Origin of the sequence: Dickeya poaceiphila (genome assembly GCF_007858975.2) — a bacterium.
GTDB classification, from domain to species: Bacteria; Pseudomonadota; Gammaproteobacteria; order Enterobacterales; family Enterobacteriaceae; genus Dickeya; species Dickeya poaceiphila.
On record NZ_CP042220.2, the window covers coordinates 2,837,723 to 2,851,178 of the forward strand.

The 13,456-nt window shown below is 50.9% G+C and carries 10 protein-coding genes; all 10 read right to left on the reverse strand.

Going from position 1 to position 13,456, the window contains the following annotated elements; all coding sequences use genetic code 11:
* Positions 1–15: 15 nt before the first annotated feature.
* The 10 genes from cydB to sdhC all read right to left on the reverse strand — a co-directional run bounded on the left by cydB (position 16) and on the right by sdhC (position 13,135).
* Complete coding sequence (gene cydB / locus Dpoa569_RS12595; protein WP_042869549.1) at positions 16–1,155, reverse strand: cytochrome d ubiquinol oxidase subunit II; 1,140 nt, start codon at positions 1,153–1,155, stop codon at positions 16–18.
* Positions 1,156–1,167: 12 nt separating this feature from the next.
* Positions 1,168–2,733: a cytochrome ubiquinol oxidase subunit I gene (gene cydA, locus Dpoa569_RS12600; protein ID WP_042869548.1), complete on the reverse strand. Its 1,566-nt coding sequence runs from the start codon at positions 2,731–2,733 to the stop codon at positions 1,168–1,170.
* 698 nt (positions 2,734–3,431) lie between these two features.
* Positions 3,432–4,304: a succinate--CoA ligase subunit alpha gene (sucD, locus tag Dpoa569_RS12605; protein WP_042869547.1), complete on the reverse strand. Its 873-nt coding sequence runs from the start codon at positions 4,302–4,304 to the stop codon at positions 3,432–3,434.
* Positions 4,304–5,470 carry an ADP-forming succinate--CoA ligase subunit beta gene (sucC, locus tag Dpoa569_RS12610; protein ID WP_042869545.1) on the reverse strand — a complete coding sequence of 389 codons (1,167 nt, stop codon included), beginning with the start codon at positions 5,468–5,470 and terminating at the stop codon, positions 4,304–4,306. Before sucC ends, sucD begins: the two co-directional genes overlap by 1 nt.
* A 139-nt stretch (positions 5,471–5,609) precedes the next feature.
* Entirely contained in the window at positions 5,610–6,836 is a 1,227-nt protein-coding gene (gene odhB / locus Dpoa569_RS12615) for a 2-oxoglutarate dehydrogenase complex dihydrolipoyllysine-residue succinyltransferase (protein ID WP_042869543.1), read from the reverse strand.
* Between the two features lie 17 nt (positions 6,837–6,853).
* Positions 6,854–9,661, reverse strand: a complete 2,808-nt coding sequence (sucA, locus tag Dpoa569_RS12620) for a 2-oxoglutarate dehydrogenase E1 component (RefSeq protein WP_042869541.1) — start codon at positions 9,659–9,661, stop codon at positions 6,854–6,856.
* A gap of 242 nt (positions 9,662–9,903) precedes the next feature.
* Positions 9,904–10,620, reverse strand: coding sequence for a succinate dehydrogenase iron-sulfur subunit (locus tag Dpoa569_RS12625; protein WP_042869539.1), 717 nt, complete (start codon positions 10,618–10,620; stop codon positions 9,904–9,906).
* Positions 10,621–10,638: 18 nt separating this feature from the next.
* On the reverse strand, positions 10,639–12,405 hold the full coding sequence (sdhA, locus tag Dpoa569_RS12630) for a succinate dehydrogenase flavoprotein subunit (protein ID WP_042869537.1): 1,767 nt from the start codon (positions 12,403–12,405) through the stop codon (positions 10,639–10,641).
* The gene (gene sdhD / locus Dpoa569_RS12635) at positions 12,405–12,752 is read right to left on the reverse strand and encodes a succinate dehydrogenase membrane anchor subunit (protein WP_042869535.1); all 348 of its coding nucleotides are present in this window, start codon (positions 12,750–12,752) and stop codon (positions 12,405–12,407) included. The genes sdhA and sdhD overlap by 1 nt, the downstream gene beginning before the upstream one ends.
* Positions 12,746–13,135 (reverse strand): succinate dehydrogenase cytochrome b556 subunit, encoded by a 390-nt coding sequence (gene sdhC / locus Dpoa569_RS12640; protein WP_042869532.1) that lies wholly within the window; start codon positions 13,133–13,135, stop codon positions 12,746–12,748. The genes sdhD and sdhC overlap by 7 nt, the downstream gene beginning before the upstream one ends.
* Positions 13,136–13,456 lie beyond the last annotated feature (321 nt).

Below are 13,456 nucleotides of genomic sequence, written 5' to 3' on the forward strand. Positions count from 1 at the left end.
AATCAGGCTCCTTACTTAGTACAACGAATGAGAATTCTGCTCGACATGCTCTTTAGTGATGCGTCCGAACATTTTGTAATAACACCAGATGGTGTAGGACAGCACGATAGGGACGAAAATAATCGCCACTACAGTCATCACTCTGAGCGTAAGCAGGCTGGAGGTTGCATCCCACATGGTCAGGCTGACATTCGGTACGGTCACCGACGGCATGATGAATGGGAACATGGCGATACCGGCAGTCAAAATCACGCAGGCAATGCTGAGCGAAGAGAACAGAAACGCCATTGCGCCTTTTGCCGCACGAGCCATCACCACCGTTACCAGAGGTAGCAGGACACCCAGCAGAGGGATAGCCCACAACACAGGATGGTTATTGAAATTGACCATCCAGGCACCAGCCTGACGAACAACTTCTTTATGTAGTGGATTAGACTCACCAGCAGTATTAATGACCGACGTCACCGCATAACCATCAATGCCGTAGACAACCCATACGCCAGCCAGAGCAAAAGTTACTGTCAGTGCCAACGAAGAGAATTGAGCGACTTTTTTGGCACGGAAATGCAGATCACCAGTGGTACGCATCACCAGATAAGTAGCGCCCTGAGCCACAATCATGCTTAGGCTAACCACACCTGCCAGCAACCCAAACGGATTGAGTAACTGGAAGAAATTGCCGGTGTAGTACAAACGCAGATACTCATCTACGTGGAACGGCACACCCTGCAGCAGGTTACCAAATGCCACACCGATGACCACCGGCGGTACAAAGCTACCAATAAAAATGCCCCAGTCCCACATGTTACGCCAGCGTAGATCTTCGATTTTCGAACGGTAGTCGAAACCAACCGGACGGAAATACAAAGACGCCAACACCAGAATCATTGCGATGTAGAACCCAGAGAACGCTGCGGCATAAACCATCGGCCAGGCGGCGAACAGTGCGCCGCCTGCGGTGATAAGCCAAACCTGATTACCGTCCCAGTGCGGCGCAATGCTGTTAATCATCACGCGACGCTCTACATCATTACGCCCCATCAGGCGTACCAGTATACCGACGCCCATATCGAAACCATCGGTGACCGCAAAACCGATCAGTAGCACACCAATCAGCAGCCACCAGACAAAACGCAAGACTTCATAATCAAACATAGTGGACTCCTGTTACCGTGCTTCCTGAGCCGTGTTCGGCTGTTCGAAGTGATAAGCACCCGTTTTCAGGCTGCTTGGACCCAGACGCGCATACTTGAACATCAGGTACATTTCAGCCACCAGGAACAGCGTGTAGAGACCACAAATCAGCCCCATGGAAAACAGGATGTCTCCCGCGGTTAAGGATGAGTTGGCGACCGCTGTCGGCAACACTTCACCAATCGCCCACGGTTGACGGCCATATTCCGCAACAAACCAACCAGCCTCAACAGCAATCCACGGCAACGGGATGCCATACAATGCAATAGTATGCAGCCAGCGCTTTTGCCCAATCTTATTGCGTAACACCGTCCAGAACGACAGACCGATGATAAGCAGCATCAATACACCGCAAGCGACCATGATGCGGAAAGAGAAATACAGCGGTGCCACACGCGGAATAGAGTCTTTAACCGCCTGTTTAATCTGTACATCGCTGGCATCAGCCACATTCGGGGTATAGCGTTTCAGCAGCAAGCCATAACCAAGATCCTGCTTGTTCTTGAGGAACTCATTACGTACGGCAGGGTCAGTGTTGCCAGAGCGCAGTTTTTGCAACAGTTGATAAGCCTTCATCCCGTTACGGATACGTACTTCATGCTGTTCCATCAGCTCTTTCAGGCCGGTAACCGTTTTGTTGGTAGAACGGGTAGCAATCAGGCCCAGCATGTAGGGGATCTGGACTGAATATTTATTCTCCATCGTCTCCTGATTCGGAATACCAAACAATGTAAACGCTGCCGGTGCTGGCTGAGTTTCCCATTCCGCTTCGACAGCAGCCAGTTTGGTTTTCTGAACGTCGCCCATCTCATAACCGGACTCATCACCCAGAACGATAACAGACAAAACTGCCGCCATACCAAAACTGGCCCCAATCGCAAAAGAGCGTTTGGCAAAAGCGACATCGCGCCCTTTCAGCAGATAGTAGGAACTAATGCCCAGAATAAACATGGCACCGGTACAGTAGCCTGCAGCGACGGTATGAACGAATTTCACCTGAGCAACCGGGTTCAACACCAGATCGGCAAAACTCACCATCTCCATACGCATGGTTTCGAAGTTGAAATCTGATGCTATCGGGTTCTGCATCCAGCCATTAGCCACTAGAATCCACAGTGCAGACAGGTTGGAACCTAACGCTACCAACCAGGTTACCGCCATGTGTTGAACTTTACCTAAACGATCCCAGCCAAAGAAGAACAACCCGACGAAAGTGGATTCCAGGAAGAACGCCATCAATCCTTCGATAGCCAGAGGTGCACCGAAGATATCGCCAACATAGTGAGAGTAATATGACCAGTTAGTACCGAACTGGAATTCCATGGTCAGACCGGTAGCAACACCGAGTGCAAAGTTGATTGCAAACAGCTTGCCCCAAAACTTGGTCATATCTTTGTAGATTTGTTTGCCGGACAAGACATACACGGTTTCCATGATCGCCAGCAAAAACGCCATCCCCAGCGTTAAAGGCACGAACAGGAAATGATACATCGCTGTCAAGGCAAACTGTAAACGTGACAGTTCGACTACATCAAACATCTTAACTCCTTGCTCCTCGCAGGAGGGTCTTTAGCTCGCTGTACGGACAAGCCACTAAATACCCGGCAGTTAGTAACCTAAAGAACACAACTATTGCTTTAGCACAGGCCTCAATATGCGCTATATGCGTCAACACCGCGCATTTGAAAAGTAAACCAAATAAAAACTACAGAATACAAATAGCATACTCACATTAGAGTATTGGTATATTACGCTTCTACCCCCCTGTGATAAATAGGTTTTTACGTGATGAGGATTGAGTTTTTTGATTCTACGCCAACCCCACGCCGCAGACCATCAGAAGCATAATTGACCTGCCGCAATTTAATCTTATTTCAGGATGGATATCCACTTTATATTTTTGATCTAAAACAAGTATTCGCGCACTTGTTAATAAAAATCGCCTTTTATTTTACATTTCATTAAATGTTAATTTCATGTAATTGAGCAGTTTCTAACTCATGTCGTTAATAATATATTTTTTATTTTAATTAAAAATAACGTGGGTTGATCCCAAATATGGAAATTTTTAATTAATGCAAAAAATGTTATTTTATTGTTGCCGTTATGATTAAATATCTTTTCTTTCAGGCTGAATTTTTGCGACAAGATTCAAATATAAAAAAGGCCACCCAAGGTGGCCAAAACATGTCGAACTTTAAACATTAAAACACTACTTCCGATACGCTGTACCCGGCTTAACGCGCCAGTACCGTTTTTACCGCATCGCCGATGTCAGCCAGACTACGCACTGTCTTAACGCCGGCAGCTTCAAGGGCAGCGAACTTGTCATCCGCCGTGCCTTTGCCACCTGCGATAATCGCACCAGCATGACCCATTCGCTTGCCTTTTGGCGCAGTCACACCAGCGATGTAGCCTACTACCGGCTTGGTAACGTGTTCCTTAATATAAGCTGCCGCTTCTTCTTCTGCAGTACCACCGATTTCACCGATCATCACGATAGCTTCGGTCTGCGGATCCTGCTCGAACAGCTTGAGAATATCGATAAAGTTAGAACCTGGAATAGGGTCACCGCCGATACCTACACAGGTTGACTGGCCAAGACCAGCATCCGTAGTCTGCTTCACCGCTTCATAGGTCAACGTACCTGAGCGAGAAACGATACCCACCTTGCCCGGTAAATGAATGTGACCCGGCATGATGCCAATTTTGCAGGCGCCCGGTGTAATTACCCCAGGACAGTTCGGGCCGATCATACGCACACCGCTCTGCTCCAGCTTCACTTTCACCGTCAGCATATCCAGCGTTGGGATACCTTCGGTGATGCAGATAACCAATTGAATACCGGCATCAATGGCTTCCAGAATAGAATCTTTACAGAACGGTGCCGGTACATAAATAACCGATGCCGTCGCGCCAGTAGCTTCTACCGCTTCGCGCACGGTGTTGAATACCGGCAGCCCCAGATGTTCAGTGCCGCCTTTACCTGGCGTCACGCCACCAACCATCTGCGTACCGTAGGCAATCGCCTGCTCAGAATGAAAAGACCCCTGGCTACCGGTAAAACCCTGGCAGATGACCTTGGTGTTTTTATCGATCAGAATGGACATTATTTACCCTCCACTGCAGCAACCACTTGCTGAGCCGCATCCGTCAGGCTGGTCGCAGCAATGATATTCAGACCACTGTCCGCCAGTTTTTGCGCTCCCAGTTCAGCATTATTGCCTTCCAGGCGCACCACTACCGGAACGTTCACACCCACTTCAGCTACCGCGCCAATAATACCGTCGGCAATCAGGTCGCAACGCACGATACCACCGAAAATATTTACCAGTACCGCTTTTACCTTATCGTCGGACAAAATGATTTTGAACGCTTCGGTCACACGTTCTTTGGTTGCGCCGCCGCCCACGTCAAGGAAGTTAGCTGGTGAACCACCGTGCAGCTTCACGATGTCCATGGTACCCATCGCCAGACCTGCGCCATTCACCATGCAACCGATGTTGCCATCCAGCGCGACATAGTTCAGTTCCCACTGCGCCGCATGAGCTTCGCGCGCATCTTCCTGGGAGTGGTCACGCATTTCGCGCAGTTCCGGTTGGCGGAACAAAGCATTACCGTCAGCACCCAGCTTGCCGTCCAGACAAACCAAGTCTCCCTGTTTGGTGATAACCAACGGGTTGATTTCTACTAACGCCAGATCACGTTCCAGGAACAGCGTCGCCAGCCCCATGAAAATTTTGGTGAACTGAGCTACCTGCTTGCCATTCAAGCCCAGCTTGAACGCCAGTTCACGTCCTTGATACGGCTGAGGGCCGGTCAATGGATCCAGTGCAACTTTGTGAATCAGGTGTGGTGTTTCTTCTGCAACTTTTTCAATCTCAACGCCGCCCTCGGTAGAGGCCATGAACACCACTCGACGAGTACCACGATCAACAACCGCGCCCAGATAAAGCTCTTTATCAATATCTGTCGCACCTTCCACCAGAATCTGATGAACCGGCTGACCGTTGGCATCCGTTTGATAGGTTACCAGACGTTTACCCAGCCAGTTTTCAGCAAAGGCGCGGATCTCTTCTTTGCTATTAACCAGCTTCACACCGCCAGCCTTGCCGCGACCACCAGCGTGCACCTGACATTTAACAACCCACGGACCGGCACCAATCTTGGATGCAGCTTCTTCCGCTTCGCGCGGTGTTGTGCAGGCGTAACCGGTCGGTGCCGGTAAACCATACCGAGCAAAGAGCTGTTTTGCCTGATACTCATGTAAATTCATGATGTTCTATCCATTTAAGTTTGAAAAAAGTCCAGAGACTCTCTGTCGTGGATAACGCCGCCGCTCATTCGCAACGGCCTGCATAGCACATAATTAAAGGCAGCAGAGCGCAGGTCAGCCGCCTTTAATCTGCAACGGGTCAGACATCCAACAGTAAGCGTGCCGGGTCTTCCAGCATCTCTTTAACTGTAACCAGGAAACCGACTGACTCCCGACCATCAATCAGACGATGATCGTAAGACAGCGCCAGATACATCATTGGCAGGATCACAACCTGGCCATCTACCGCCATTGGGCGATCTTTGATGGCATGCATCCCCAGAATTGCACTTTGTGGCGGGTTGATAATTGGGGTTGACATCAGAGAACCAAACACGCCGCCGTTGGTAATGGTGAAGTTACCGCCGGTCAGCTCTTCGACAGTTAATTTACCGTCACGGCCTTTTACCGCCAGCTCTTTGATTTTCTTCTCGATTTCAGCCATACCCAGCAAATCGACATCTTTCAGTACTGGCGTTACCAGACCGCGCGGGGTCGACACAGCGATACTGACGTCAAAGTAGTTATGGTAAACCACATCTTCGCCATCAATAGACGCATTCACTTCTGGATAACGTTTTAATGCCTCAACCACAGCTTTGATATAGAAGGACATGAAACCCAGACGCACGCCGTGGCGTTTTTCAAACGCCTCACCATACTGCTTGCGCAGATCCATAATCGGTTGCATGTTGACTTCGTTGAACGTAGTCAGCATAGCGGTACTATTTTTCGCTTCCAGCAAACGCTCGGCTACGCGCTTACGCAGACGAGTCATAGGAACACGTTTCTCGCTACGGTTCCCCAACGCTGGTGCAGAGGAAGCCGGCGTGGCAGCTGACGCCTGCGCCGGTTTGCTGGCAACCTTCTGACTAGCCAGATGTTTTTCCACGTCTTCACGAGTGATACGCCCACCAACACCGCTACCTTTAATGGCAGAGGCATCCAGATCGTGCTCCGCAATCAGGCGGCGAATCGCCGGACTCAACGCGTCGTTATTTTCATCTTCCAGTCCAGCAGTATGGCGCTGTGCAGGCGTTGATTCTTTGCTCTGTGCTTTTTCGCTGGTTTCTTTCCCGGAGTTGTCTCCAGGGCGCAAACGACCCAGCACCTGGCGAGATGTTACAGTGGCACCTTCTGCTTCCAGCACCGCTTCCAACACGCCGGCTGCAATTGCAGGAACTTCGAGTACAACTTTATCGGTTTCAATCTCAACCAGCACGTCATCTCGCTGGACGCTATCGCCCGGTTTCTTGTGCCAGGTAGCGACAGTGGCATCAGCTACTGATTCAGGCAGATCAGGTACAAGAATATCTACGCTACTCATCATCTATCCTTATTTATTTAATTAACGTTCAGCGCGTCATCAACCAGAGCTTGCTGTTGTTTCTGGTGTACGGACATATAGCCAACGGCGGGTGAAGCAGAGGCCGGGCGACCGGCATACCGCAACGAGGCGCCAAAAGGAATCGCCTCACGAAGGTGGTGCTGGCTGCAATACCATGCACCCTGGTTCAGAGGCTCTTCCTGACACCAGACAAAATCATGTACGTGGGCGAATGGTTCAAGCGCAGCCTGTACAGCCTGATGCGGGAACGGATACAACTGTTCAATACGCACTATCGCCACATCGTTCTGTTCATTCTTGCGACGCTGCTCCAGTAAATCATAGTAAACCTTGCCGGAACACAGCACGACACGCTTCACTGCTTTTGGATCCAGTTCGTCAATTTCCCCTATCGCGGGCTGGAACTGTCCATTAGCCAGTTCATCCAGCGTGGAAATCGCCAGTGGATGGCGCAGCAGAGATTTCGGCGACATCACCACCAGCGGACGGCGCATACCGCGCAACGCCTGGCGACGTAACATATGGTAGACCTGCGCCGGCGTTGACGGAACGCAGACCTGCATATTCTGCTCGGCACACAGTTGCAAATAGCGCTCAAGGCGTGCAGAGGAGTGCTCTGGTCCCTGACCTTCGTAACCGTGCGGCAGCAACATGACCAGACCGCACATACGACCCCATTTCTGTTCACCGGAACTGATGAACTGATCAATCACCACCTGCGCGCCATTGGCAAAGTCACCAAATTGCGCTTCCCAGATAGTCAGCGTACGTGGTTCGGCTGTGGCATAGCCGTATTCGAACGCCAGCACAGCTTCCTCAGACAGCACCGAATCCCAAACATTGAAAACCCCCTGGGCATTGTGAACATGCGCCAGCGGCGTATAAGTGGAACCCCCTTTCTGGTTGTGTACCACCGCATGACGATGGAAGAAGGTACCACGACCGGCATCTTCGCCAGACAGGCGAACAGGAATGCCTTCATCCACCAAGGTTGCGTACGCCAGCGTTTCAGCGCCACCCCAGTCAAACAATTTCTCACCCGCTGCCATTTCAGCACGGTCGTTATAAATCTTGGCGACACGCGGTTGCATTTCCAATGCTTGAGGCACTTCACTGATACGCCGAGCCAGTTCCTGCAGACGCTTGGTTTCCACTTTATGCGGATAAGGCTCGTCCCACTCATGGTGGAGATAAGACATCCAGGTAAAGGACTGCATATCCATTGGACGCCACTCATCTACCACGCATTCACCAGCATCCAGCGCATCGCGGTAAAGGTTGACCATCTCGGTAGCATCTTCCAGCGTTGCCACCCGATGTTGCTCCAGGCGATCAGCATAAATTTTACGCGGCGTCGGATGTTTCTTGATCTTCTGGTACATGACCGGCTGGGTAGCGCTCGGCTCATCAGCTTCGTTGTGGCCGTGGCGGCGGTAACAGACCAGATCGATGAATACATCACGTTGGAAGGTATTACGGAAATCCAATGCCAGACGAGTAACAAATGCCACCGCCTCAGGATCATCAGCATTGACGTGGAAGATCGGCGCCTGCACCATCTTACCGATATCGGTACAGTATTCTGTAGAACGTGCATCGCGCGGATTAGATGTGGTAAAACCAATTTGGTTGTTGATGACGATGCGAATGGTTCCGCCCACCTCATAACCACGAGCTTTGGACATATTCAGGGTTTCCTGAACTACGCCCTGACCAGCAATCGCAGCATCGCCATGAATGGTGATCGGCAGCACCAGCGAACTACTGGGGTTGTCCAGACGATCAATACGGGCACGTACCGAACCCATTACCACCGGGCTTACAATCTCCAGATGCGACGGGTTAAACGCCAGCGCCAAATGGACCTTACCACCTTCGGTTTCCATATCCGATGAGAAACCCTGATGGTACTTCACGTCACCGGTGCCAAGATGGTCTTTGTGCTTACCGGAAAACTCGTCAAACAGATCCTGGGTTTTTTTCCCCATCACGTTCACTAGCACGTTGAGGCGACCACGGTGGGCCATCCCCATCACCACTTCGCGCGTACCATTTTTACCCGCGTGACGGATCATTTCCTTCAACATCGGGATCAGCGCATCGCCCCCTTCCAGCGAGAAGCGCTTGGCGCCAGGGAACTTAGCCCCCAGATAGCGTTCCAGCCCTTCAGCAGCCGTTAATTCTTTCAGGAAACGTTTTCTTTCCTCAACAGTAAAACTTGGCTGCCCTACCACCGATTCAATACGCTGCTGAATCCAGCGTTTTTCCTCGGTATTGGTGATATGCATATATTCCGCGCCAATCGAGCCGCAGTAAGTCTGCTTAAGCACCGCATACAATTCGCCAAGCGGCATAGTTTCTTTGCCGATAGCGAACGAGCCGACGTTAAAGCTCTCTTTCAGATCATCATCAGTCAGGTTGTGGTAAGCCAGTTCCAGATCCGCTACATGTTCCTGCTTCCACAAGCCCAGTGGATCAAGATCAGCATTCTGATGACCACGGAAACGAAAAGCGTTAATCAGCTGCAATACTTTAACTTGCTTGGCATCACTGTCAGGGTCAGTAATGGAAGAAGTATAACGAGAAGCATCCTTCGCCAGACGCCGAAAATAGTCGCGGGTTTTGGAGTGAAGTTGGTCCGGTTTAACCCCAGTGGTAGGAAGTTGTTGAAAAATCGAACGCCAGCTGTGATCGATAGAATCTGGGTCGGTTAAAAAATCTTCATAGAGCTGCTCTATGTAGGACTGGTTCGCGCCCGCCAGATAGGAGGAATCCAGCCAGGCCTTCATTGCGCCGTTCTGCATTGTGATCCCTTAAGCTAATAAGCTTTAGTTTTCGCCGTGGTTAATATGTCTTATCTTGCCGTTATAAAACGGATGACCGTAAAACGGTTCACTTATTGTGCCTGGTTACACGCACAATGCGGATATTCCTATCCCGAAGGAACCTTTAAAAGACGGTTCAGGCGCGTGAGCCAGCTTTTAAAGGTTTCCTGTCGTTACCCCGCGTTAAGGCGGGGGAACAATTTGCTATATACGTCTGAAACTCAAGCGCTACGCTGCAACAACATCGACTTGATGTGACCGATAGCTCGCGTCGGGTTCAGCCCTTTCGGACAGACGCTGACGCAGTTCATGATGCTGTGACAACGGAATACACTGAAAGCATCATTCAAGTCATCCAGACGTGCTTTGGTTTCCGTATCACGGCTATCAATCAGGAAACGGTATGCTGCCAGCAGACCTGCAGGCCCGACAAACTTATCCGGGTTCCACCAGAACGACGGACAGGATGTAGAACAGCAGGCACACATAATGCACTCGTACAGCCCATCCAGTTTTTCCCGTTGCTCCGGCGATTGCAGGTGTTCGCGGGCTGGAGGATTTTTCCCATTATTCAACAAGTAAGGTTTGATTTTCTCATATTGGGCATAGAACTGCCCCATGTCTACTACCAAATCACGCACAACCGGCAGCCCCGGTAGGGGGCGGATCACAATTTTGCTATTGCCATTGCGCAGACTGGACACAGGGGTAATACAAGCCAGCCCATTCTTGCCATTCATGTTCAAGCCATCAGACCCGCACACACCTTCACGGCAGGAGCGGCGAAACGCCAACGTTGGGTCCTGCTCTTTGAGGAGGATTAACGCATCCAGCAGCATCATGTCGCGGCCTTCTTCCGCTTCCAGCGTATAATCCTGCATGTGCGGAGCGTTATCGACATCCGGGTTGTAACGATAAATGGAAAATTCAAGTTTCATCGCTTTCTCTCCGCAAAATTAATAGGTACGCACTTTCGGCGGGAACGCCGGACGCAGTTTAGGCTGCATGTTCACCTCACGGCGCGTCATGCTTTCGGTTTGCGGTTGATACAGCGAATGGCATAACCAATTCTCGTCATCACGATCAGGATAGTCGAATCGGCTGTGGGCACCACGGCTTTCAGTACGGAAATTTGCTGATACCGCAGTGGCATAAGCCGTTTCCATCAAGTTATCCAACTCCAGGCATTCGATACGCTGGGTGTTAAACTCGCTTGACGTGTCGTCCAGACGGGCATTTTTGAGACGCTCGCGGATCACTTTCAGTTCTTCCAGCCCTTTCGCCATGGCGTCGCCTTCACGGAAGACCGAGAAATTGTTCTGCATACACGATTGCAACGCTTTGCGGATTTCCACCGGATCTTCACCTGAACGGGAATTATTCCAGCGGTTAAGGCGTTCCAGCGAGGCTTCGACATCAGAATCGCTGGCATCACGGGTTGCCCCCTGTTCAGCCAGAGACTCCTGCAGGTGCATACCGGCTGAACGACCAAACACCACCAGGTCTAGCAGCGAATTACCGCCTAAACGGTTGGCACCGTGTACCGATACACAGGCAATCTCACCCACGGCGAACAGACCCGGAATCACCACGTCTTCGCCCTTCTCATTCACTGTCAAGGCCTGGCCGGTAACCTTGGTCGGAATACCGCCCATCATGTAATGACAGGTAGGAATAACCGGAATCGGTTCTTTCACCGGGTCTACGTGAGCAAAGGTACGGGACAATTCCAGAATCCCCGGCAGACGAGACTCAAGCACTTCTTTGCCCAGATGATCCAATTTCAGTTTGGCATGTGGGCCCCACGGGCCATCACAACCACGGCCCTCGCGGATTTCAATCATAATGGAACGAGCGACCACATCGCGCCCAGCCAGATCTTTGGCATTAGGTGCATAACGCTCCATGAAACGCTCACCGTGTTTGTTCAACAGGTAACCGCCCTCGCCGCGGCAACCTTCGGTCACCAGCACGCCGGCGCCGGCAATGCCGGTTGGATGGAACTGCCACATTTCCATGTCCTGCACCGGAACACCCGCACGCAGCGCCATGCCGACACCATCGCCCGTGTTGATGTGTGCATTGGTGGTGGATTGATAAATACGACCTGCACCACCGGTTGCCAGCACCGTGGCGCGGGCTTTGAAATAGACGACTTCGCCGGTTTCAATGCAGATAGCCGTGCACCCGACCACAGCGCCATCCTGGTTTTTCACCAGATCCAGTGCATACCATTCGGAAAAAATCGTCGTGTGGTTTTTCAGGTTCTGCTGATACAGCGTATGCAACAGCGCGTGGCCGGTACGGTCCGCTGCCGCCGCAGTACGGGCAGCCTGCTCGCCGCCGAAATTCTTGGACTGACCGCCGAACGGGCGTTGATAAATACGACCATCATCGAGACGGGAAAACGGCAATCCCATGTGTTCCAGCTCCAGAATCGCTTCCGGACCGGTTTTACACATATATTCAATCGCATCCTGATCACCGATATAGTCGGAACCTTTTACGGTGTCATACATGTGCCATTCCCAATTATCCTCGTGGGTATTGCCCAGCGCTACCGTAATACCACCTTGAGCAGATACGGTATGAGAACGGGTCGGGAACACTTTTGACAACAGGGCACAAGACAGCCCCATTTGGGAAATCTGCAGCGCAGCGCGCATACCTGCACCACCTGCGCCGACAACAACGGCATCAAACTCTCTGACTGGCAAATTCATTAGGCACCCCACACCACAACAGTTCCATAAATGACGTACACCAACAAGGCGACCACGATAGCCAGCTGCAAAGTCAGCCGGACAGCCAGCGGTTTGATGTAGTCAGTCAACACCTGCCACATCCCGATCCAGGCATGGACCAGAATGGCGAACAGCGTCAGCAGGGTGAACACCTTGGTGAGATGCATGGCGAAGAAACCACGCCAGACTTCATACGTGATGTGACCCGCACTGGCCACAAAACCAACGATATAAAGGACATACAGCACGATGACGATGGCAGAAGCGCGAAGTAACAACCAATCGTGTACGCCATTACGCCCCAATGCGGAGGCATTGCTTACCATACGAGGACTCCAGCCAAAAATGAAAGCACGACAGTAATGATGAAAGAGATTTTTGCAGAACGAGATCCCGCTGCGAAGTTTTCTTCGATATAGCCGAAATCCATCAGCAGATGACGCAGACCACCTACAATATGATAGGCCAGTGCGGTCAGGATGCCCCAGACAATGAATTTCACGATGAAGCTGCCCATGATAGCCGCCGCTTGAGCAAATCCTTCTGGTGAAGAGAGTGAGAGGCCGAGCAACCACAACAGAGCACCCACAGCAACAAACGTAATAACGCCGGAGACACGGTGAAGAATAGATGCTATCGCGGTAACGGGGAATCGGACCGTTTGTAGATCCAGATTGACAGGTCTTTGTTTTTTCACGAGTTTGCCCACACAGCTTTTATTATTTTCTTCCTCCGGACCTGTTGTGGGGTCAGACAGTGTGAACGATGAGATGATGCTTGTCTCTGTCAATGCGCGGCTGAATAACTGTCCTTTATTTTCATCCGCACAAACCGATCACACTGGGTGCTCCTACTGCAGGGTATTCCGGAGACCTGGCGGCAGTATAGGCACTTCACATTCCCATTACAATTACCCTACAAACTGTTTGGGAACATTTGCCCTGAACAGTGATTAAGATCACGAATTTCACAATTTATATAAAATTAATTATCTGATTTGACAAATCTTAAACATTTAAATTACAACTAA